Below are 21,991 nucleotides of genomic sequence, written 5' to 3' on the forward strand. Positions count from 1 at the left end.
GGGAACTGTCCCTGGCCGGGTCCGTGGATCCGGTCATATGGTGCCCACCTACTTTCGTAGGGAACTCCGGGATCGAGCGCTCCAACGGCCATCGCGGCTTCGCACTTTTGTTTCTTTGTTTGCTGCAAACACCATCCGTCATACCCCGCGAAGGCGGGGTATCCAGTACGCCGCGGCTTCTCGACTTTATCACCAGCGCCTCTGGGATACTGGATCGCCCGCCTTCGCGGGCGATGACAGCGAGGAGGGCGGGACAGCGAAGCGCGCGGTGACAGCGAAATGTGACCTCGCATGTCGGATCCCCCATCGAAAGCCGATCTCCGCGCCGCCGCGCTCGCGAACCGCGACGCGTTGAGCGAGGCGCAGCGCGCCGTCGCGGCGCAGGCGATCGCGCGGCGCGGATTGCCGGTTGAAATGAGGCCCGGCGCGGTCGTGGCCGGCTATTCGCCGATCCGCAGCGAACTCGACCCGACCCCCCTGATGCAATCGCTCGCGGCACAGGGTGCCCGGCTGGCGTTGCCGGTCATCACGCAACGCGGCCAGTCGCTCCGATTCCGGGTCTGGCATGCCGGCGACCGGTTGCTGCCGGGATCGCTCGGGATTCTCGAGCCGTCGCCCGCCGCGGCCGAGATCGTGCCCGACATCGTGTTGGTGCCGCTGGCGGCCTTCGACCGGATCGGGCACCGCATCGGCTATGGCGCCGGGCATTATGACCGCACGCTGGCGCAGCTGCACAAATCGAAGGGTTTTGCAGCAATCGGCCTCGCCTTTGCGGCGCAGGAAGTTAAGGCCGTGCCGGCACTGCAGCACGACGTGCCCCTGGATTATGTGCTAACGGAAACGAAAGCATTCGATTTCCGGAGTTCATGAGTTGCGCATTCTTTTCGTAGGCGACGTCGTCGGCAGGGCCGGACGCACGGCCATCGCCGAGTACCTGCCCGGCATGATCCGCGACTGGGCGCTCGATCTCGTCGTCGTCAATGGCGAGAACGCGGCCGGCGGCTTCGGCATCACCGAGGCAATCTACCAGGAATTCATCGATGCCGGCGCCGACGCTGTCACGCTCGGCAACCATGCCTGGGACCAGCGCGAGGCGCTGGTGTTCATCGAGCGCGCGCCGCGGCTGGTTCGCCCGGCGAACTTTCCGAGGGGCACGCCGGGCCGCGGCGCCGCGCTGGTCGACACCAAGAACGGCAAGCGCGCACTCGTCATCAACGCCATCGGCCGCGTCTTCATGACGCCGTTCGACGATCCCTTCGCCGTCATCAACCGCGAACTCGAAGCCTGCCCGCTGCGCATCGCGGCCGACGCCATCGTGGTCGATTTCCATTGCGAGGCCTCGAGCGAAAAGCAGGCCATCGGCTTCTTCTGCGACGGCCGCGCCTCTCTCGTCGTCGGCACCCACACCCATGTGCCGACCGCCGATCACCAGATACTGCCGAGCGGCACCGCCTACATGACCGACGCCGGCATGACCGGCGACTACGATTCGATCATCGGCATGCAGAAGGAAGAGCCGTTGCGACGGTTCACGTCGGGCATTCCCTCGGGACGGTTCGAACCGGCACTCGGCGCGGCGACGCTCAGCGGCGTCGCGGTCGAGACCGACGATGCGACCGGACTGGCGCGCAAGGTCGCGCCGGTGCGCATCGGCGGAAGGCTGGAGCCGACGCAGCCGGGATTCTGGGTGATGGTGCCGGCGGCCTGACAGGGATCGGATGACTGCCAATAGCCTTTAATACCAGGCGTCCGGAAGCTAGGATGAGCTTCACGATCCTTGCACGATCCTTGGTCGGGGGCGGTCATGAGACGGCGGCAGTTTATCGGCCTTGTCGGCGGTGTGGCGGTTGTGCCGGCCTTGCGGCCATCGCCGGTTCGGGCGCAGCAGGCGGGGAGGCCATACCGGATTGCTTACCTCGCTCTGCTGTCCGGCGAGAACGCCACCTTCGCGAAGCCGCTTCTGCAGCGACTGGAGGAGCTCGGTTACCGCGAAGGCAAGAACTTGATCTGGGACTACCGCTCGGCCGAGGGGCGCGCGGAACGGTTGCCGCAACTTGCCGCAGAACTCGTCGGCACCGGCGCGGACGTTTTGGTTGCGGGATTTGGAACGCTGGCGCCGAAGGCCGCGATGGCCGCAACCCGCAGCATACCGATCGTCTTCACGTCGGTCGGGGACCCCGTTGGCGCCGGCCTCGTCGCGAGTCTGGGTCAGCCCGGCGGAAACGTCACCGGCATGAGCGGGCAGGCGAGCGACATTGCCGCCAAGAAGTTGCAGTTGCTTGACGACCTCCTCCCCGGGAAGAAACTCGTTGCGGTACTGGGAAATCCCGACACCCCTTACACCGCGCTGGCGCTGAAGCAGGTCAAGACCGCCGCCACAGCCATCCGGGTGCCGCTCGAAGTCCTCGAAGCAAGAACGGTCGATCAGATCCCCGCGGCCGTCGACCAGGCGATCAGATCCGGGGCAGCCAGCATGCTGGTGCTTGAGGATCCCGTGCTGTTGAGTGCCATCCAGCAAACCACCGACCTCGCTGCCAAGCGACGGTTGCCCGCCATCTACGGGCCGAGAGAATATGCCCAGGCCGGCGGATTGATTTCATATGGAACGGACCAGAGTCAGTTGAGCCGCCGGGCCGCCGAGTATGTCGACAGGATTCTCAGGGGCGCGTCCCCTGCCAGCCTTCCGGTCGAGCAGCCCACCAAATTCGAACTCGTCATCAACCTCCGGACTGCCAAGGCGCTGGATCTGGAGATTCCGACAGATCTGTTATCGCTTGCCGACGAGCTGATCGAATAGGCGGTCTTTCGTGCCCGGGACGGTTTGTCAGAGTCCGCTATGCCCCGATAGCGATCAAATCTTGCCAGCAGCGAAACGATGCGATGTGCCGTAGCCGCCGACCGCACACGCCTTCAGGCGCGGCCGAGCTGCACCTGGCGGTCCACCGCAATCCACGTCGCTCGAGCCACGGCCAGCAACGTTCCGGCTTCACCATAGGCCGCGGCCTCGGCAACGCGTTTGCGGCCGTCGCGGCCGGCCTCCCAGGCGGTGATGACGCAGCGTTCTCCCGGGCGCGGCCGTGTCTCTATCCGTGCCGACATCCGACCCAACAGGATCGGCGTCCGGTCGAAGCTGCCGCTCTCCCCGTCGTGAGAGGAAGCGTAGCCCGTGGGACAATCGAGCGCCGACCAGAGAAACTCTGGCGCGACGAGGCCGTCCTCCGCCGTCAGGGTCGGATCCGGTGTCCAGGTCGCCGCGAGCACGGCCGAAGCATTCCGGGATTGACGCAGGAGCGGTCCGGCAAAAATGCGCAGGCCATCTCCCTGCGCCCTTGCAGGACCGCAAACGAAACACGTCGGCAGCAGATGCTCGTGCGGCTTGACCGGCGTCCGCAGCTCGGCTGCGCATGCCTCCTCGAAGCTTGCCTTCTCCAGGCGTGCAAGTTCAAGACTTGCCGGTCGTCCGGTGGCGACGACCGTGGCGCCATCGCGAAGCTCCCATGAACCGTCGTCCGTCGCCATGACATCGAGCTGCTTTTCCAGGGGAGGCGGTGCGCGTAGCGTTACCTCCGCGCCGCCGGGAATGTGCCGGGCCAGCCGGCCGCAGACATATCCGCCGTTCCCGGAGTTCGGAGGACCGCAGTAGCGCCTGTCGATGATGATCGATGTCATCGATTCCTTCCTCTCTTGCCGCCGCTAGAGCATTATCGGTTCTGATTGAATCAGAACGAAAGCTCTAGATTGTTGTCTTGACGCGCTTTCTTTACGCGAACCGGCTTCCACGTCGCTCGAAAACGCTCTCGCGCGCGCTACCTCATCTTGAGGACGATTCTTCCCTGAACCGTCCGATTGGCCACGGCGCGCATCGCTTCCTTGACCTGTTCCAGGGGAAGGACGCGATCGATGTGGGGGCGAATCTTTCCCTCGGCCAACAATTGCGCCAGGGTGTCATTCATGCGCGCAGCCTGCTCGGGGAATTTCTCTGCCCAGGCGCCGGTAAAGACACCAACAATGGAATAGTTCTTCAAGAGCGGGAGGTTCATCGGCACCGAAGGAATCTGGCCGCTGGTGAAGCCGATCGGCATCAGCCGTCCGCCCCACCTCATCAGCCGTGCCATTTGCTCGAAAATCGTTCCGCCGATGTTGTCGAAGCCAACATCGACGCCTTCTCCACCGGTTATCGACTTGATCCGCTCGCGCAGGTCTTCGCTCCGATAGTTGATGACATCGCAGGCACCGTAACTGCGCACCAGACCTGCCTTGTCGTCGGAGCCGACACCGGCGATGACGCGCAGGCCAAAATGGCCGGCAAGGTCGACGGCGGCGAGGCCGACCCCGCCTGCGGCTCCAGTGACAAACACCGTTTCACCGCGTTGCGCGCGTGCTCCTTCGACCAGGGCGTAATACGCCGTGCCGTAGTTGTGCCAGACCGTGGCCGCCGTTTCGAAACCGACGCCGGCTGGCAACCGTACACTCTTCCATTCCTTGGCGATCATCCGCTCGGCGTAGCCGCCCGTCCAGCTCGCGCACGCCACGCGATCGCCCGGCTGAAATCTCGTGACCTTGTCGCCAACCGCGATGACGACGCCGGACGCTTCCGTGCCAGGCACGAATGGCGTCGGTGGTCGCATCTGGTAAAGGCCCGAGACCAAGAGATGGTCCATGAAACTCACGGAGGCCGCACATACGTCGATCAGAATCTCGTCGCTGGCCGGCTTTGGCTCGTCGATCGCGCCGATGCGCAAGTCCTCCGGACCAGTGAACGCGTTGCATATCACGGCTCTCATCGGGGTGCTCCCGCCCGGCGACGGCCGAAAATGCGCGGCATCAGCATGGGCACGCGGCGGCGATACTCCTGGTAGGTTGCGCCGAACTGAGCGATCAAATCCCGCTCCTCGAACTGCAGGCCGACCAGGATGTAGGCCGTGGTCATGACCGCGAACAGCAGATGGCCCGCGGTCATGTCAGGCGTGGCCCAAAATGCGATCACAAAGCCGAGCATGAGCGGATGCCGCACGAACTTGTAGAGCAGCGGCATCTTGAGCGATTGACCCGGCATCTCCGCCCCGCGTAGCGGGAAGAAAGCCTGCCGCAGGCCGAACAGATCGAAATGATCGATCATGAATGTCGACGAGAACGCGATGATCCAGCCGAGCCAATAGACGCCGATCAGCAGCCCGGCCGCAACTCCGTCGATCCGCCAGATGGACATCGGGATTGGCCGCCACTGCCAGAATATCAGCAGAAGGATCAGGCTGGATAGCAACACATAGGTGCTGCGCTCGCAGGTCACCGGAATGACCTTTGTCCACCATCGCTTGAAGGCCGGGCGCGCCATGACAGTGTGCTGGACTGCAAATAGGCCGAGCAGCAGCAGGTCGACGACGATCGCCTCGCTCACATTCGTCGGGCCGCCGCCAACGTCGATCGACTTTGGCACGAGAAAATTGCCGACGAAGCCCATCGCGTAGAAGGTTGAAACAGTGAAGACGGCATAGCTCACGATGGCGTAGAACAGGATCGGGAGACGTGCGAACATGAATGTTTTACCCTATTGTGCCGGCGACCGCGGTGCGGAATCCGAGAACCTGGACCGTTCGACGGAGAGCGGCTCGCTGATGCCTGACGGTTATCACTGGACCGTCCCCTGCGCGTCCCCCGGAGCTACGATAGGGCAAGGCAGAATTTAATGACTGGGTTCTCGCTTCAGACGCTCGGGTTCCCGGAGATCCATGGTGACGACCGCCCGATCAAGCTGAACCTGCGCAAGGGTCTTGCGCTGCTGATCTATCTCGCGGAGGCCCGAGGCGCCGTTGCGCGGGATGTCATCGCCACGTTGCTGTGGCCCGAGAGTCCCCGCGAGACCGCCCGCGCGCGACTGCGGCGCATGCTTCATCGCATCGAGCTTGTACTCGGCCAGCATATTTTCGAGACCGACCGCACCAGTGTGCGGTGGTCGCCGGCGGTTGAACTGAAGGTCGACTCGCATCTGTTCGAGACCGCCTGCGACGGCGGCGCTTTCGAGGAAGCCTGCCTGGGCTATCGGGGCGACTTCCTCGCGGGCTTCTCGCTGCCCGATTGTCCCGAGTTCGACGATTGGGCGTTCTATCGCCGCGAGGCGCTCAGGGGGCGGCTGATGCATGGGCTGGAACGCCTCGTGCAGGACAAGAATGCCGCCGGCGAACATTTTGCCGCCACTGCTCACGCGGGACGCCTTGTCGAGCTCGATCCGCTGAGCGAGGTGTATGGTCGGCATTTGATCCGCAGCCTCCTGCTTGCCGGCGATCGAAGTTCGGCAGAACGGCACCACGCCGCACTGACACAGCGGCTGCGTGACGAACTCGGGGTTGCGCCCGAAGCCGCGACCGAAGCGCTCATGGACCCCACCACGGCGCCGCTGTTCCATGCCGTTCCGACAACACTCTATGTGGAGAGCGCCGGCGTACATCTGGCCTATCAGACATACGGAAGCGGCGAGCTTGATATCCTGATCATGCCTGGCTTCGTGTCACACGTGGAACGCGTTTGGGAGCATCCCTCGTGCCGGGCATTTCTGGTTTCTTTGATGGCGCTTGGGCGACTCATCTTGTTCGATCGTCGCGGGATCGGGCTGTCGGACCGGGTCGGATCAGCCCCGAGTGTCGAAGTCACGGCCGAGGATATCGGCACCGTGCTGAGGGCGGCGCGCACGCGTCGCGTCGTCCTGTTTGGGGCGTCGGAATGCGGGCCGGCATGCATCAAGTTTGCGGTCGATGAATCCCGTCTCGTGCATGGCCTCATTCTGTTCGGCTCATTGGCCAAGGGCTGTTGGGCGCCCGACTATCCGTACGCGTTGCGGGCAAGCCAATATGATACCTGGCGCCAGCAGCTCGTCGCCGAATGGGGTGGCCCGGCCGGGATCGAAACCTTCGGGCCGAGCCTTGCTCGTGATCCCCAAGCCAGGGCCTGGTGGGCCGGGCTGCTGCGCGCGGCCTCCAGTCCAGGCGGCATTTGGGCCGTGCTCAAGGCGTTGCGCGACACCGACGTGAGAGACCTCCTGCCACGGGTTTCCGTGCCCACGCTGGTCCTGCACCGCCGGAACGACCGGGCCGTGCGAAGTGCGGCGGGCCGCGATATGGCCAGCCAAATCACTGGCGCTCAATTCGTCGAGCTCGACGGCAATGATCATTGGTTCTTTGCGGGTGCTCAGCAACCGGTGCTCGAGGCGATCAAGCAATTCGTCAACGCTCTGCCGCGCGGCAGGAGGCCAGCGCGGTAGGCCAGGTCAGCGGTGGCTCAAGCCAACGATTTGCGAAAGACCGGACCTCCCGGCGCCAAGGCCGAGAAGCCCGGCGCCGCGGATTGAAGTCACAAACGGACGTCGCAACCGCAAGAATTGATTTCTCGGACTTGTGCGAGCCGACATCTCGCAGCCGCGTCTTGACGCCAGCTATTCGTTCGTCCTGACGTTCAGGTGCGGCGTGTGACCGTTGTTCACCGGGACAAGTGGCGGTGACCATGGTGCCGGATCGGCAATGCGGGGCCGGCGCTGGTCGGTCCTGCGTAGGCACCGCTAGGCGTAGAAGCACCGGCAGCGCCGAACGGCTGCACCAGCCCCTGTCTCGCTGCGGGAGTGAGCGCGCCGCCATTCAGGATGTCCCGATCCGGATATTGCGCCTGAAAGGCGTCAGGGTCGTCGGCAAATGCGGCCGTTGCCGAGAGGGTCGATAGCAGCGCCGCCGCGGCGAGCGTCTTGAGTCCCGTCATAATGATCCTCCATCACCATTTTTCGCGAGAAGTTGCGCTGGCGAGTGCCGCTCCCCGGGCCGCGCGCCCCCGGATTTTTCCAAACAGGGAGGATGTAGGCGTCGCCGGTGAAAAAGCGCGCGGCATGCCGATCACTATTCCGCGAAGGCGCGAAATGGCTCCCGGGCACCGCGCGTCACATGACCTGAATGGGCCGCACAGCGGAATTCGCAGCGGGAAGGGCCGCCGAATTGGCATAACGCGACCTTGCAGGAAGCTGGCGAAAATGACACGCTATGCAACCTTAAATGTTATTCAGAAAATGAGGGGCTTGAGGCGTTTTCCGGCAATCGGGAGATACGGCGATGGACCAGGATAATTTTGTACAAGAGGAAGCCCGGCAAAAAATCGATCAGGATATCGACGAGCGCATCCGGGTTCACCAGGCCAACATTGCGAGGTTGGCCTCGGCCCAACAAAGTGCCCAAACGCTCGGGGTCGCGATCAAGAATCGACCTCTGGTCATGCTGGCGCAAGGCGATTCCTGGTTCGACTATCCGCTGACCGGAAATGGATTTCCGCTTGTCGATACCGATGTGATTGCGCAGCTGCGTCGCATCGGTGGAATGCCGCCGACGATCCTCAATCTCGCTCATCATGGCGAGGCCGCCATCGACGAGATGTCGTTGACCAAGCAGGAACGGATGATCACCGTTCTGCGCGACCCCTCGAACTGGATCAACGGCAAGCCCGACGCCATCCTGTTCTCGGCGGGCGGAAACGATATTGCCGGTGACCAGTTTTGTATTTTCCTGGACTTCAACGACGGACATTCGCCCGGCCTGAATCAGGACCGCTTCAGCAAGGCGCTTGGTTCGATCGAGGCCTGCTATCTCGAATTATTCACCTTGCGCGATCGAATCGCTCCGGGCGTTCCGATCTTCGGCCATTGCTATGATTTTCCGATTCCCAACGGCGCACATCCCGCCTGCGCCGGACCGTGGCTGAAGCCGTCGCTCGATTTTTGCAACTGGCCGGTCGCTGCGGGCAGGCTGATCGTTCATGACGCGTTGGCGGCTTTTCGCGCGATGCTGGTGCGCCTGGCGAGCAACGCCGGCAACAAATTTCACTTGGTGGATACCCAGGGCGTTCTGGCGGATGCGGAGTGGGCCAACGAACTCCATCCTCAGCCCGGGGGCTTTGCAAAAATCGCCCAAAAGTTCGCGGATGCGCTCTCGGCCAATTTCGTTGCGCAGGGCTAGCTTTCGATCATCCGGGCAGCGGGATTTTCCGCGCTTGGTCCCCGCCTGCGGGCTGCATGCAATCTATTTCGGCAGCGAATGACCTGAAGCATCCCGCAATCTTTTTCGACCGGCTCATCCCCCCGATCTGCCCGCCGGGCAAACCACCGCATACCCTGTCCAGCCCCTTTCGCAAAAATATTCCTGTTCACTTCCGACCCAAATCACCTCTCTATCCGCCGCTATCCCGTGCCCTTGAGAGGGGCGTATCGCGATCGTCACGGACGTTGGGTGCGGGATGCGGTGGACGCGACGGCGGCAGGCGCGATCTTGATCGCGCGGACGAATGACGCTTTCGCGGACGGCGAAGTCGTGTGGTCCTGACGCCCCGACGCTGGCGTCAAGTCTGCGGAGCGATTCGCAGGCGACGGTGGCAAGAAAGCCCGGTCACCGGGGAGAGCGCGTTATAAGCCGTAAAACCATTGCGCAGGGAAGGCCGGATTGCCTCCGCTGAACCTGTATGCTCGTGTGCACTTTTTTGACTACACTTTGCACGCGAGACCGCGGGTGCAGCGCGCACCCGGCTTTCCCTGCGCCCTCTTGTTTTCGAGGGGCAACGTTTAAGGCATAGCCCGGGCGCATCGCGCCGCGAGATCGCGGACGCTTGTCTTAGACGTCATTGCGAGGAGCGGGCTTGTCCGCCGTAGCTCGACGAGCGAAGGCGGAAGCGCCGAAGCAATCCAGCTTTCTTTGCGGATCGATGGATTGCTTCGCCGGCGCTCGCAATGACGGACAGGGCTGTTTGAAAACCGGATCGGCTTCGATGATGGTTCGCGCTTCAGGACGGCCGGAATCCCATGCGGAATGCGCCCCAATGGCGGCCGCGGACATGGATCGGCGAGGAGACATCCTTCATCAGGACGAAATTGCCGCCGCCCATGTCGCGCCGGTAGGTCTGCAGCAGAAACGGCTTTGTATTCGCCGCCACCTTCTTCACCGCGCGATCGCTGAACAGCCGGCGGTTACGGCAATTGGCGTTGTTCCAGACCGGGTCCTTGCCCTGCGGCAGCCGATAGTTCGGATTGTGGGTCGGAAGGTACCCGCCCTTGGCCCATGCGACGCAGAACACGATCCGCGGATCGATCTTCTGGATCGGGTCCTGGATGGCGGGGAGGATGCGGTCGGTGAACTCGACATAGTCGGTGAGATATTGCTTGGGGTTGGTGCCCGGGATTTCGCGGTAATTCTCGTCCATCAATTGATCGAGACGAATATCGCCGCGCTCGATTGCGCTCTCGAACGCCGCGGAAATCTGTTTTGCGGCGTCGCTCACGACCCGGATCAATGGCGCATCCGACGTCTCCACGCCACTGGTGGCGATCAGTTCGATCAGCCCTTCCGAAAGGTCGAGCAGCTTGGCGACCCTTTCGTCGGCGCTCCGCAAATCGGTCGACGACAGATCGACGCCCTTGGCGAGGTTATCGAGTTCGTCGATCACCATGTCGCAATGGGCGAGATTGGAGGTGGCCGCCTTCGCCACTCCGCCGATCTCGCGGCCTACCGCCGTAAAACCGTCCTGCACGCGGACGATGATGCCCTGTATCTGTTGGGCGCCTTCGCCGGCGTTCTTGGCCCGCAGCGAGGCGTCGCCGCTTTCGCCGATCAGGCTGCCAACCTGGCCGTCGAGATCGCGAACGGTATCGCCGATCAAGTGCGTGGCCTGGCGGGTAGCTTCCGCAAGGCTCTTCACTTCGCTCGCGACCACCGCGAAACCGCGGCCGGCGGTTCCGGCGCGGGCGGCCTCGATGGTGGCGTTCAGCGCCAAGAGATTGGTTTGCTTCGCGATCGCCTCGATCGATCCGGATACCTTGGCCACCTGCGCGAGCGCGGTGCCGACCGCGCCGAGACGGCGTTCGATGCGCCCCACTGCCTCGATCAGTTCGGCGATGTGCTGGACCGCGGTTTCAACCGCGGCGCGCGACTGGGTGATTTCATTGACGGCGGAGGTCGTGGCTGTTTGCACTGCCTGCGACGCGCTCGCAATATCGTGGTTGGCGGAAACCATGGTTTCGGCGGTCTTCTGCAGATGCCCAAACCGGTCGGACTGGTTGGAGACCCGCCCCGCGACCTCCTGCAGGTTTCCGGCCACATCGGCAAGCTCGACTCCGAGGCCGCCGATCCGGTTCGCAAGCTGATCGACCAGACGTTCGCTGTCCGAAGGGACGGCTGCGGCAGGTTCCAACTTCAGGGGCGCAACCGACATCGCTGCATTCCTCTCGCTACGTGAATTCGAAAGCGGGTCAAATCTCTCGAGATCTCTTGGGCGCTTGTATTTCTCAAAGCTTGTACGCGGTGCGGAAGCCGCCCCAGTGGCGCCCCTGGACGCGGATCGGGACGTCGATCTCACGCATCATGACGGTTTTGCCGTTGCCCATGTCGCGGGCGTAGCTCTGGATCAGATAGGAGCGCTGATTGCGGCCGGCAGCGAGGCCGGCGGGATCGTTGAAGATACGGCGGTTGCGGCTATTGGCGGTGTTCCAGGCCACATCGCCCGGGCGTTGCGGATGCGAATAGACCTTGTTGTGGACCGGCAAATAGCCGTTGCGGTCGATCATCACGCAGAACGCCATGTGCGGATCCTTGGCGAGGAACATTTCCTGGAACGGCGGCAAGGCGCGATCGGCCCAGTCGAGAATCCGGGTGCGGTGCTGCAGCGGGTTGGTGCCGGGAATTTCGACGTAGTTCTCGTCGAACACGTCGTCGACGGAGATGGCGCCGCTTTTGACCGCATCCTCGAAAATCCTGGTCAGCGCGGTACCGGCCTCCATGGCGCGGGTGACGAATTCGGTGTTCTCGTCGCGGATCGCCCACAGCCTGTCTTCGATCCTTTCGCTCAAGGCGGCATCCGGCGCCTCGAACCGCGCCAGCGTGCCGGCCTTCGCGTGCTCGGTAATGCGGATCCGGCAACTGCCGATGCCCTCGATTTCGGTGTCGAGCCTCTGGTTCAGTGGCAGCTGCTCGGCGTCCGCGCCGGCGATCAGGATGCCTTCCATGGAAAGCTCGTAGACCGCCGCAATGACCGGGCCGCGCGGGGTCTGGAGTTCGATTCTGAGGTTGCAGGGCAGCCGTTCGTGCTTGCGGCGGTCCTCGCGACCGTCCTGGCCCAGCAGCACCGCGCAGCGGGTTTTGAGCTTATGGGCGAATGTCGTGACGGCCTTGCCGGCGGAGGCGACCCGCTCGCCATGGGCCTCGGCCTCCCTGGCGGCGCTGTCGATCTCGGCGGCGCTGTCGCCGACCGAAATGATGAAGTGCGATGCGGTGGCGACGTTTTCACTCATCGCGTGGGTGGTTTCGTTCTGCTCGGCCACCGCGCCGTTGACGTTTTCGAACACCGGGCGGATCGCTTCGATCGCCAGCGCAATCCGGTGCACCGCCTCGACCGAACCCGCGGCATCCTTCTGCAGGGCGTCTATCTTCTTGGTGATTTCTTCAGTGGCGTGCTGGGTCTGCACCGCCAGCGCCTTGACCTCGGTGGCGACGACCGCAAAGCCACGTCCGGCGGCGCCGGCGCGCGCCGCCTCGATGGTGGAGTTGAGCGCCAGCAGCGTGGTCTGCCGGGCGATCTGAGCGATCAGGTTGACGACATTGCCGATGGCGGCCGAGGATTCGCGCAGCCGATCCACATTGGCGCTGGCTTCACGCGCGGCGGCGCTGGCCTGATCGGCGAGCTGGCTCGCGTCGCGGACCTGGGAGCCGATGCCTTGGGCCGAATGGGTGAACTTGTCGGCTGCCTGCGAGAAGGTGGTCGCGGTCGACTGTGCGGCGCTGGTGCGCCCGGTGAGGGCGTCGGTGCGCTGGCGAATGGTGGAGAGCGTCGCTGCCGTTGCTTCGGCGCCGCCGGCGACCGAATGGGCCGCGCGGTCGAGCTGGCGGATCATCCCGCCCAGTTCGAGTTCGAGCAGTTCGAGAATTTCCCTGGCCGAATCGGTTTCCAAAACGTCGGCGGAACCGGCTACCGCCGCCGGCGTGGCAGCCTGCGGCGCGAGCACCGGCGCAGCCGGTCCCAGTGGACGCTTTCGAAAAAAACCGAACGCCATTGGATATCCCGCGGGGCTTGTAATGAGGCCGTCATCTTGGCATTTGGGCGTGAAATCAGGGTTAACAATTGCCTCATATCGAGGCAGGGGGCAGTACCATCATACCGAAAATGCCTGCAAATCTTTGATTTTAGCGAATCGGCGGCCTATAAGGCCGCGCCTTCCACCGAAGACATCCTGGACGAATCGCTGAAAGAAACCGCATGGCCGGACATTCCCAATTCAAGAACATCATGCACCGCAAGGGGCGGCAGGACGCCCAGAAGTCGAAACTGTTCGGCAAGCTGGCCCGCGAAATCACGGTCGCGGCCAAGATGGGCCAGCCCGACCCCAGCATGAATGCGCGGCTGCGCGCCGCGATCACCTCCGCCCGCCAGGAGAACATGTCGAAAGACTCGATCGAGCGCGCGGTGAAGAAGGCTTCCGGCGGCGATGCGGAAAACTACGACGAGATTCGCTACGAGGGCTATGGTCCGGGCGGCGTCGCTGTCATCGTCGAGGCGCTGACGGACAACCGCAACCGCGCGGCGTCCGACATCCGATCCTATTTCACCAAGTCGGGCGGCAATCTCGGCGAAACCGGTTCGGTGGCCTTCCTGTTCGATCGCATCGGCGTCATCGAATATGATGCCAGCGTTGCTTCCGATGATGCGATGCTGGATGCGGCGATCGAGGCAGGTGCCGACGACGTGTCGTCGAGCGAAAGCGGACATGAGATTTACGCCTCGCAGGAGACTTTTCGCGACGTGGCAAAGGCGCTGGAGGCAAACTTCGGCGAGCCGCGCAAGGCGGCGCTGACCTGGAAGCCGCACAATACAGTGGCGGTGGATGACGAGACCGGCGAGAAGCTGTTGAAGCTGATCGACTTCCTCAACGAGCACGACGACGTCCAGAACGTCTACGCCAATTTCGAGGTGTCGGACGCGCTGATGGCGAAGATGGGCGGGTAGGGCGCCGCTTCCGCTTCGCTCGCAATGGCGGGAGGAGCGTCGTTCGGGCCGCTTTCGCGGGGTATGACTACAGGGTGCGCTAGGCTTGGGAGTTCCGCCTGGAGTATAAAATGCGCCATGACATCTCCGCCGATTCGCCACCCTGTCCGTATCCTCGGCATCGATCCGGGCCTGCGCCGCACCGGGTGGGGCGTGATCGAGGTCGACGGCAACCGGCTGGTGTTCGTCGGCTGCGGTTCGGTGGAGCCGCCCGACAGCCTGCCGCTGGCGAGCCGTTTGTTGGCGATTCATGAGGGGCTTGCCGCCGTGCTCGGCGATTTCAAGCCGGCGGAAGCCGCGGTCGAACAGACCTTTGTCAACAAGGACGGCGTCGCCACCCTGAAACTCGGCCAGGCGCGCGGGGTCGCCATGCTGGCGCCTGCGATGTTCGGCCTCTCGGTCGCGGAATACGCCCCGAACCAAGTGAAGAAGACCGTGGTCGGCGCCGGCCACGCCGACAAGAACCAGATTCTGGTGATGCTGAAGATCCTGCTGCCGAAGGCCGAGCCGAAATCCGCTGACGCCGCCGACGCGCTGGCGGTCGCCATTACGCATGCTCATCATCGCAACAGCACCGCCCTGCGGCTGAGGGTGGTCGGGGTATGATCGGCAAGCTCAAGGGCCTGATCGACTCCTATGGCGAGGATTTCGTCATCCTCGATGTCGGCGGCGTCGGCTATCAGGTGCATTGTTCGACGCGCACGCTGCAGGCGCTGCCGGCGCCCGGCGAGGCCGCGGTGCTGTCGATCGAGACTTACGTCCGCGAGGACCAGATAAAATTGTTCGGCTTTCGCAGCGACGTCGAGCGCGAATGGTTCCGTCTGCTGCAGACGGTGCAGGGCGTCGGCGCCAAAGTGGCGCTGGCGGTGCTCTCTACCTTGCCGCCGGCAGATCTGGCGAACGCGATTGCGCTGCGCGACAAGGCGGCGGTGACGCGCACGCCGGGAGTTGGCCCGAAAGTCGCCGAACGCATCGTCACCGAATTGAAGGACAAGGCGCCGGCCTTCGCCACTGTCGATCCGGCGCTGGTGCACCTTTCCGGTGCGATCGACGACCAACGCGCGCCGCGTCCGGTCAGCGACGCGATCTCGGCGCTGGTCAATCTCGGTTACGGCCAGCCGCAGGCCGCCGCCGCGATCGCCTCGGCCTCGCGCAGCGCCGGTGAAAACGCCGAAACCGCGCAGCTCATTCGGCTGGGGCTGAAGGAGCTGGCGAAGTGAACCCGCCCTCCCGCATCGTCACCCCCGAGCGCCGCAGCGACGATGTCGGCGATACCGCGCTGCGCCCGCAATTGTTGTCGGAATTCGTCGGCCAGGCGCAGGCGCGCGCCAATCTCTCGATCTTCATCGAGGCCGCGCGCAAGCGCGGCGAGGCGCTGGATCACGTGCTGTTCGTCGGTCCCCCCGGCCTCGGCAAGACCACGCTGGCGCAGATCGTGGCGCGCGAACTCGGCGTCGGCTTCCGTGCCACCTCCGGGCCGGTCATTGCAAAAGCCGGCGATCTCGCCGCACTGCTGACCAATCTCGAAGAGCGCGATGTCTTGTTCATCGACGAAATCCATCGCCTCAGTCCGGCGGTCGAGGAAGTGCTGTATCCGGCGATGGAGGATTTTCAGCTCGACCTTATCATCGGCGAAGGACCGGCGGCGCGCTCGGTCAAGATCGAGCTTGCAAAATTTACCCTGGTCGGTGCGACCACGCGCGCAGGCCTGCTGACCAATCCGCTGCGCGACCGTTTTGGCATCCCGGTGCGGCTGAATTTCTACACCGTGGAAGAGCTGGAAAAGATCGTCACGCGCGGCGCCCGCGTGCTCAAGATCGGCATGACACCCGACGGCGCCAACGAGATCGCGCGCCGCGCCCGCGGCACGCCGCGCATCGCTGGAAGGCTGCTGCGGCGGGTGCGCGACTTTGCCTCCGCGGCGGATGCCGCCTCGATCGACCGCAAGATCGCCGACAATGCGCTGAGCGCGCTGGAAGTCGACGCCGCCGGCCTCGACGCCATGGATCGCCGCTATCTCACCACCATTGCCATGAACTACGGCGGCGGCCCCGTCGGCGTTGAAACCATGGCGGCGGCGCTGTCGGAGCCGCGCGACGCCATCGAGGACATCATCGAGCCGTTTCTGATCCAGTGCGGCTATCTGCAGCGCACCCCGCGCGGAAGGCTTCTGACCTCGCACGCCTTCCGCCATCTCGGCCTCGCCGAGCCCGCGCGCGATCCGGCGCAGTTCGGATTGTTCGGGCAGGGCGGCGAGGAAGAGCCGTGATCGATGCCGGTCCGCCGATGACAGCTCATCTCGATGGCGCGATCCGCGACGGCCGCCATCACATGCAGATCCGGGTCTATTACGAGGACACAGATTTTTCCGGCATCGTCTATCACGCCAATTATCTGCGCTTCATGGAGCGCGGCCGCACCAATCATCTGCGGCTGATGGGCGCCGAGCAGCATGCGCTGTTCGCGGAAGCGCAGGCGGAAACCCCGGGTTTCGCCTTCGTGGTGCGGTCGATGCATCTCGATTACCTCAAGCCCGCGCGGATGGACGATGTGCTCGACGTCGTGACCTGGCCGATCGCGGTGAAGGGCGCTTCGATCACGCTGGCGCAGGAGGTCAGGCGCGGCCACGACCTCCTGGTCAAGGCCGAGGTGCGCGTCGCCTTCATCAGCGAGGGGCGGGCGCAGCCGATCCCGAAAGCGCTGCGCACGCTGTTGAAGGCCGATCTGTAGAGCCGATCTGCTTTCCCAATTGCTCGACCGGATTTGTGATCGCAACGATTGGCCAATCGACTTGGCCAGCCGTGCCGATAGAGTGTCTTCTTCACAAGCTCCGAGGCTTTCATGTCGCGTCCCCCGCTTCCGCCGTTTACCCGAGAAACCGCTGCCCAGAAGGCCCGGATGGCCGAGGATGCCTGGAATTCCAGGGATCCCGAACGCGTGTCGCTGGCCTATACCGAGGACAGCCGCTGGCGCAACCGCTCGGAATTTTTCGAAGGCCGCGCCGCGATCGTCAAATTCCTCACCCGCAAATGGGAGAAGGAGCTCGACTATCGTCTGATCAAGGATCTCTGGGCCTTCGACGGCAACCACATCGCGGTGCGGTTTCAATACGAATGGCACGATGCCGCCGGGCGGTGGTATCGCTCCTACGGCAACGAACAGTGGGAGTTCGACGAGCACGGCCTGATGCGCCGTCGCGAAGCCAGCATCAACGATTTCGAAATCGCCGAAAAAGACCGCCGCTTTCACTGGGCAGCACCGGGCCCGCGGCCGGCGGATGTTCCGGGATTGGGCGAGAGCCCGTTCTGAACAGCCCGCGACCCTGGCGTCGTCCCGGCGAAAGCCGGGACCCACACGCCGAGGCCCACGATTCAAGCACCGTGTGCGACGGCTTCCTAAATCACGAACGCCGGTGGTTATGGGTCCGGGGGTTCGCCGGGACGACCATCGAGTTACGCCGCCGCCTTGTGGCGCGCGAGTTCGGCCTGGTACAGCTTGAACTCTTCCGCCACGGCCTTTGCGATGCTGGGGCGTGCGCGCAGGCGCTCGTAATAGGCCTTCACGGTCGGCCACTTTGCGAGTTCGATCGGCGGTGTCGCCATGGTCCAGTTGATGACGGTGACGAGATAGGCGTCGGCAACGCTGAAATGGTCGAGCAGGAATTCGCGGCCTTTCAGATAGTTCTCTAGATAGTCGAGCCGCGACAGGCCCTTGCCGAGGACGTAGGTTTTCATTTCGGGCGGCGAATTCTTGTCGAGCACCGGCACGAACAACCCCTTGTGCAGTTCGGTGCCGATGAAGCAGAGCCATTGATGCAGGCGGCTGCGCTCGATGCCGGGCCCCGTGGCGATGCCGGCCTGCGGAAAACGGTCCGCGACATATTGCAGGATCGCCGCATTCTCCGTCAGCACCAGCCCGTCGTCGGTACGCAGCGTCGGCACCAGCCCGAGCGGGTTGACCTCGCGAAAATTCGAGCCGTCGTTCTGCACGACTTTCGTTTTGGGATCGACCTCGAGATAGTTGGCTTCGGCACCGGCCTCGTAGAGCGCGATGCGGGTCGCCAGTGAGCAAGCGAGGGGAGAGAAGTACAGGTCCATCGGTGCCTCCTTGGTTGATTTTCATACTGTTCCGCATAATATAAACGGGGTCAAGGAATAATTTGCGAAATGGTACAAAAAAGAAAGAAGCCGGCGGCGAAGGCCGATGGCGTCGCGCCCAAACGCCGCGGCCGGCCGCGCGCCTATCAGCCCGAAATCGCGCTCGGCAAGGCGCTCGATCTGTTCCGCAAGGACGGATTTGCCGCGACCTCGCTCGACGATCTCAGCGCCGCCACCGGCATGAACCGGCCGAGCCTCTATGGCGCGTTCGGCGACAAGCGCGAGCTCTACATCAAGAGCTATGCGCGCTATCGCGCCGACGCACGTGCGGCGATGCAGGAGATTTTCCGGGACGAAATGCCGATCCGCCAACGGCTGGCGCGCATCTACGCGGTGGCGCTCGACATCTATCTTTCCGGCGACGCCGGCCCGCGCGGCTGCTTCACGGTGATGACAGCGGGTTCCGAGGCGGTGGCCGATCCGGAAATCCGCGCCATGGTGCTGGAAGGACTGTCCGAACTCGACAAGGCATTTGCCGCCTGCTTCCGGCTTGCCAAAGAAAAGGGCGAACTGCCGGCGTCAGCCGATCCCGTGGTGCTGGCACAGTTGGCCTCGGCCACCATCCACACCATTGCGATCCGCGCCCGCGCGCGGGTGCCGCGCAAGGAGCTGGAGGCCATCGTGAAGGGCGCTATCGATGTGATGGTGGCCGCGGCTTAAGCGTCATGCCACCTCGTCATGGCGAGGAGCGCAAGCGACGTAGCAATCCATTCGCCGCTGGATTGCTTCGCTGCGCTCGCAATGACGGCGAAGAACCCCTAATACCCGCGCGCGGGATCGACGACGTTTTCGAGGCCGCCGCCGGCTTCGAAGCGCTCGATCTGGCGCGCGACGTATTTCGAGATCTCGTCGGGATCGGTGTCGGCGGCGTTGTGCGGCGTCAGCACGACTTTCGGATGGGACCAGAACGGACTGGCCCCGGGCAGCGGCTCCTGGACGAAGACGTCCAATGATGCCGCGCCGAGCGTGCCGTCATCGAGGCAAGCGAGAATGTCGGCCTCGTTCTGCAGGCCGCCGCGCCCGGCATTGATCAGGACCGGCGCGCCCATCGGACTGTTGCGGTTGAGTTTTGCGAATGATCCGCGGTTGAGAATGTCGCGCGTATCCGGCGTCAGCGGCAGCAGGCAGACCAGGATATCGGTCTGCCCGAGAAACGCATCAAGCTGCGCGCTGCCGTGAAAGCACTTGATGCCGTCGATCTCCTTTGGATTTCGGCTCCAGCCCGACACGCGAAAGCCGAGATGCCGGAGTGCATGGGCGGCGTTCACACCCAGCGTGCCGAGCCCCATGATGCCGACCGAAACAGCACTCGCCGGCCACTGAAATTTCGGCGCCCAGCGCTTCTCGCGCTGGCTGGCGCGCAAATAGAGCTCCTGCCGGTGATGCATCAACACGTGCAGGACGACATATTCGGACATGCGACCGGTCAGGTCGCCAACCGCGACGCGAACCAGCGGTACTTTCGGCACTCCCGGATCCGCCATCAGCGCGTCGACGCCGGCGCCCAGATTGAAGATCACCCGCAGGTTCGGGAACCCCGCCAGTTCGCCCGGCCTGGGTTTCCAGACCGCGGCGTAATGGACATCGGCGGGATCGAACCCCGCATCGGGCAATTGCAGGACGCGCCGGTCTCCGCACACTTCATCGAACCGCTGCTTCCATCGCTGCGGCGACCAGTTTTCGGTGCCGCCGTGAATCAGCAGAGCGAGCGTGCCTTTATTCATCGAATATCTTGACCCTAGCCGTTGGGAATCGCAGGAAACACTACTGGCTTACGTTTGCCGCGCAAAATACTTCCGCTATCCTGTCGGAAACACCGGCGCCCATTCGTCCTTCGATCAAACAGGAGCCCCTTTCGCATGCTCTACGCCATTCTTTGCTACCATGATGAGGATTTGGTCGGTTCCTGGACCAAGGAGCAGGACGCCGCGGTCCTGAAGAAGCTCGCCGTGGTGCAGGACAAATTGGCAAAACAGGGCCGGCTCGGACCGGTGGCGCGGCTGCTGCCGACGACGTCGGCGACCACGCTGCGCAAGGACGATCCGCCGGTCGTGCTCGACGGTCCCTATGCCGAGACTAAGGAACAGCTGCTCGGGTTCTACCTCGTCGACTGCAACAATCTCGACGAGGCGGTCGATGTTGCGCGTGATCTCGGCGCGGCCAATCCCGGCGGCGCCTACGAGATCCGTCCCGTCGGCCTGTTCCAGCCCGGAGAAGTGACGAAATGACCGACACCGCCTGGATCGATGCCGCGCTGACCTCGGCGCGTCCCCAGGCGGTCGGCGCGCTGTTGCGCTATTTCCGCAACCTCGATACCGCCGAGGAAGCGTTCCAGAATGCCTGCTTGCGGGCGCTGAAGAGCTGGCCGGAGAACGGCCCGCCGCGCGACCCCGCGGCCTGGCTGATCATGGTCGGGCGCAACGTCGCGATCGACGAGGTGCGGCGCAGCCGCAGGCAGCAGCCGCTGCCCGAGGACGAGGCGATCTCCGATCTCGACGACGCCGAGGAACAGCTTGCCGAACGGCTCGACGGCTCGCACTATCGCGACGACATCCTGCGACTGTTGTTCATCTGCTGCCATCCCGAGTTGCCGGCGACGCAGCAGATCGCGCTCGCACTGCGCATCGTCTCCGGCCTGAGCGTGAAACAGATTGCGCGCGCGTTTCTCGTCAGCGAGGCGGCGATGGAGCAGCGCATCACCCGCGCGAAAGCCCGCGTCGCCGACGCCGACGTGCCGTTCGAGACCCCGGGCGCGGTGGACCGCTCCGAGCGGCTCTCGGCGGTTGCCGCGATGATCTATCTGATTTTCAACGAGGGCTATTCGGCCGGCGGCGACACCGCCGAAATCCGCGGGCCGCTGTGCGAGGAAGCCATTCGGCTGGCGCGGCTGTTGCTGCGGCTGTTCCAGAGCGAGCCCGAGATCATGGGACTGACCGCGCTGCTGTTGCTGCAGCATGCCCGCGCGGCGGCGCGCTTCGATGCCGACGGCGCGCTGGTGCTGCTGGACGATCAGGATCGCAGTCTTTGGAACCGGCAGCTGATCGCGGAGGGGCTGGCGCTGATAGACAAGGCGATGCGCCATCGCCGCAGCGGGCCCTATCAGGTCCAGGCGGCGATCGCGGCGCTGCATGCCCGCGCCGCCAAACCCGATGAGACCGACTGGACCCAGATCGATCTGCTCTACGGCGCGCTCGAGATCATGCAGCCGTCGCCGGTGGTGACGCTCAATCGCGCGGTCGCGGTGTCCAAGGTGCGCGGGCCCGAAGCGGCACTGGAAATGATCGAGCCGCTTTCGTCGCGGCTGTCGAACTACTTCCATTACTACGGCGTGCGCGGCGCCTTCCTGATGCAGCTCGCCCGCAATGATGAGGCCCGAATCGCATTCGACCGCGCCATTGCGCTCGCCAACACCTCGGCCGAAGCCGCCCATATCCGCATGCATCTCGACCGCCTGATGCGCGACAGCGCGCCGCGCAACACGAAGGCAGTGAAATAGCGGCGCAAAGCCTGTCCAGCCGCACAGCATCGCTGCCCGGCCTTACGACATTTGCATGAGCGGCTGTCAGCGATGCGGCATCAGCCGCGTTCGGCGACGCTTTTCAGCACGAGACCGGTCAACCTGACCACCAGCGCCCGCAATCGCGCGTTTTCCTCCAGCAGCGACGTCACGCCGTCCGAATGGTCGTCGTCTGCGCAGTCTTCGTCGTGGAGCGGTGATTCGTTCAAATATTCCAGTTCATCGCGAAATTCTTGTTTGCGATCCGGCGGATATGCGGGTCCCATGA

At 64.0% G+C, this 21,991-nt stretch carries 23 protein-coding genes; 14 read left to right on the plus strand and 9 right to left on the minus strand.

Features of this window, described 5'->3' with window-relative positions:
- The first annotated feature begins 291 nt into the window (after positions 1-291).
- The 3 genes from QZ213_RS00005 (at position 292) to QZ213_RS00015 (ending at position 2,797) form a co-directional block, all read left to right on the plus strand.
- Positions 292-870 (plus strand): 5-formyltetrahydrofolate cyclo-ligase, encoded by a 579-nt coding sequence (locus tag QZ213_RS00005; RefSeq protein WP_291683981.1) that lies wholly within the window; start codon positions 292-294, stop codon positions 868-870.
- A gap of 1 nt (position 871) precedes the next feature.
- The gene (locus tag QZ213_RS00010) at positions 872-1,708 is read left to right on the plus strand and encodes a TIGR00282 family metallophosphoesterase (RefSeq protein ID WP_291683982.1); all 837 of its coding nucleotides are present in this window, start codon (positions 872-874) and stop codon (positions 1,706-1,708) included.
- A gap of 96 nt (positions 1,709-1,804) precedes the next feature.
- Positions 1,805-2,797 carry an ABC transporter substrate-binding protein gene (locus QZ213_RS00015; RefSeq protein ID WP_291683983.1) on the plus strand — a complete coding sequence of 331 codons (993 nt, stop codon included), beginning with the start codon at positions 1,805-1,807 and terminating at the stop codon, positions 2,795-2,797.
- 113 nt (positions 2,798-2,910) lie between these two features.
- On the opposite strand, the gene QZ213_RS00020 is transcribed toward QZ213_RS00015, so the two are convergent.
- From QZ213_RS00020 to mddA, 3 genes are all read right to left on the minus strand, one after another.
- A complete protein-coding gene (locus QZ213_RS00020; protein WP_291683984.1) occupies positions 2,911-3,669 on the minus strand; it encodes a hypothetical protein in 759 nt (252 codons plus the stop codon).
- 137 nt (positions 3,670-3,806) lie between these two features.
- The gene (locus QZ213_RS00025) at positions 3,807-4,742 is read right to left on the minus strand and encodes an NADPH:quinone oxidoreductase family protein (protein WP_291683985.1); all 936 of its coding nucleotides are present in this window, start codon (positions 4,740-4,742) and stop codon (positions 3,807-3,809) included.
- A gap of 38 nt (positions 4,743-4,780) precedes the next feature.
- Positions 4,781-5,536, minus strand: a complete 756-nt coding sequence (gene mddA, locus QZ213_RS00030; protein ID WP_291683986.1) for a methanethiol S-methyltransferase — start codon at positions 5,534-5,536, stop codon at positions 4,781-4,783.
- Between the two features lie 150 nt (positions 5,537-5,686).
- Here mddA and QZ213_RS00035 point away from each other — a divergent pair, with 150 nt between their 5' ends.
- A complete protein-coding gene (locus QZ213_RS00035; RefSeq protein WP_291683987.1) occupies positions 5,687-7,255 on the plus strand; it encodes an alpha/beta hydrolase in 1,569 nt (522 codons plus the stop codon).
- Between the two features lie 215 nt (positions 7,256-7,470).
- On the opposite strand, the gene QZ213_RS00040 is transcribed toward QZ213_RS00035, so the two are convergent.
- On the minus strand, positions 7,471-7,743 hold the full coding sequence (locus QZ213_RS00040) for a hypothetical protein (RefSeq protein ID WP_291683988.1): 273 nt from the start codon (positions 7,741-7,743) through the stop codon (positions 7,471-7,473).
- A 344-nt stretch (positions 7,744-8,087) separates the two neighbouring features.
- Between QZ213_RS00040 and QZ213_RS00045 the strand changes: the two genes are divergently transcribed.
- Complete coding sequence (locus tag QZ213_RS00045; RefSeq protein WP_291683989.1) at positions 8,088-8,984, plus strand: SGNH/GDSL hydrolase family protein; 897 nt, start codon at positions 8,088-8,090, stop codon at positions 8,982-8,984.
- Between the two features lie 817 nt (positions 8,985-9,801).
- Here the strand turns inward: QZ213_RS00045 and QZ213_RS00050 are convergent.
- Together QZ213_RS00050 and QZ213_RS00055 are read right to left on the minus strand one after the other, a co-directional pair.
- Positions 9,802-11,226, minus strand: a complete 1,425-nt coding sequence (locus QZ213_RS00050; protein ID WP_291683990.1) for a methyl-accepting chemotaxis protein — start codon at positions 11,224-11,226, stop codon at positions 9,802-9,804.
- A 73-nt stretch (positions 11,227-11,299) separates the two neighbouring features.
- Complete coding sequence (locus QZ213_RS00055) at positions 11,300-13,060, minus strand: methyl-accepting chemotaxis protein (protein ID WP_291683991.1); 1,761 nt, start codon at positions 13,058-13,060, stop codon at positions 11,300-11,302.
- 203 nt (positions 13,061-13,263) lie between these two features.
- On the opposite strand from QZ213_RS00055, the gene QZ213_RS00060 reads away from it, so the two are divergent.
- The 6 genes from QZ213_RS00060 (at position 13,264) to QZ213_RS00085 (ending at position 17,358) form a co-directional block, all read left to right on the plus strand.
- A complete protein-coding gene (locus QZ213_RS00060; protein ID WP_291683992.1) occupies positions 13,264-14,010 on the plus strand; it encodes a YebC/PmpR family DNA-binding transcriptional regulator in 747 nt (248 codons plus the stop codon).
- Positions 14,011-14,127: 117 nt separating this feature from the next.
- Entirely contained in the window at positions 14,128-14,655 is a 528-nt protein-coding gene (gene ruvC / locus QZ213_RS00065; protein ID WP_291683993.1) for a crossover junction endodeoxyribonuclease RuvC, read from the plus strand.
- Entirely contained in the window at positions 14,652-15,269 is a 618-nt protein-coding gene (gene ruvA / locus QZ213_RS00070) for a Holliday junction branch migration protein RuvA (RefSeq protein ID WP_291683994.1), read from the plus strand. Before ruvC ends, ruvA begins: the two co-directional genes overlap by 4 nt.
- Positions 15,266-16,318, plus strand: coding sequence for a Holliday junction branch migration DNA helicase RuvB (gene ruvB / locus QZ213_RS00075; protein WP_291683995.1), 1,053 nt, complete (start codon positions 15,266-15,268; stop codon positions 16,316-16,318). The genes ruvA and ruvB overlap by 4 nt, the downstream gene beginning before the upstream one ends.
- A gap of 17 nt (positions 16,319-16,335) precedes the next feature.
- Positions 16,336-16,779 carry a tol-pal system-associated acyl-CoA thioesterase gene (gene ybgC, locus QZ213_RS00080; RefSeq protein WP_291684038.1) on the plus strand — a complete coding sequence of 148 codons (444 nt, stop codon included), beginning with the start codon at positions 16,336-16,338 and terminating at the stop codon, positions 16,777-16,779.
- A gap of 111 nt (positions 16,780-16,890) precedes the next feature.
- Positions 16,891-17,358, plus strand: coding sequence for a nuclear transport factor 2 family protein (locus tag QZ213_RS00085; RefSeq protein WP_291683996.1), 468 nt, complete (start codon positions 16,891-16,893; stop codon positions 17,356-17,358).
- 143 nt (positions 17,359-17,501) lie between these two features.
- Here the strand turns inward: QZ213_RS00085 and QZ213_RS00090 are convergent, their stop codons facing one another.
- Positions 17,502-18,146, minus strand: a complete 645-nt coding sequence (locus QZ213_RS00090; RefSeq protein WP_291683997.1) for a glutathione binding-like protein — start codon at positions 18,144-18,146, stop codon at positions 17,502-17,504.
- Between the two features lie 69 nt (positions 18,147-18,215).
- Between QZ213_RS00090 and QZ213_RS00095 the strand changes: the two genes are divergently transcribed.
- On the plus strand, positions 18,216-18,866 hold the full coding sequence (locus QZ213_RS00095) for a TetR/AcrR family transcriptional regulator (protein WP_291683998.1): 651 nt from the start codon (positions 18,216-18,218) through the stop codon (positions 18,864-18,866).
- A gap of 98 nt (positions 18,867-18,964) precedes the next feature.
- On the opposite strand, the gene QZ213_RS00100 is transcribed toward QZ213_RS00095, so the two are convergent.
- On the minus strand, positions 18,965-19,930 hold the full coding sequence (locus tag QZ213_RS00100; RefSeq protein ID WP_291683999.1) for a glyoxylate/hydroxypyruvate reductase A: 966 nt from the start codon (positions 19,928-19,930) through the stop codon (positions 18,965-18,967).
- Positions 19,931-20,065: 135 nt separating this feature from the next.
- Here QZ213_RS00100 and QZ213_RS00105 point away from each other — a divergent pair, with 135 nt between their 5' ends.
- Both QZ213_RS00105 and QZ213_RS00110 read left to right on the plus strand, forming a co-directional pair.
- Entirely contained in the window at positions 20,066-20,434 is a 369-nt protein-coding gene (locus tag QZ213_RS00105) for a YciI family protein (protein WP_291684000.1), read from the plus strand.
- Positions 20,431-21,702, plus strand: coding sequence for an RNA polymerase sigma factor (locus QZ213_RS00110; protein ID WP_291684001.1), 1,272 nt, complete (start codon positions 20,431-20,433; stop codon positions 21,700-21,702). Before QZ213_RS00105 ends, QZ213_RS00110 begins: the two co-directional genes overlap by 4 nt.
- Positions 21,703-21,782: 80 nt before the next feature.
- Here QZ213_RS00110 and QZ213_RS00115 read toward each other — a convergent pair whose 3' ends face one another.
- Positions 21,783-21,989: a hypothetical protein gene (locus QZ213_RS00115; RefSeq protein WP_291684002.1), complete on the minus strand. Its 207-nt coding sequence runs from the start codon at positions 21,987-21,989 to the stop codon at positions 21,783-21,785.
- Positions 21,990-21,991: the final 2 nt, after the last annotated feature.

The sequence above is a fragment of the Bradyrhizobium sp. genome, from assembly GCF_017881085.1.
Classification (GTDB): Bacteria; Pseudomonadota; Alphaproteobacteria; order Rhizobiales; family Xanthobacteraceae; genus Bradyrhizobium.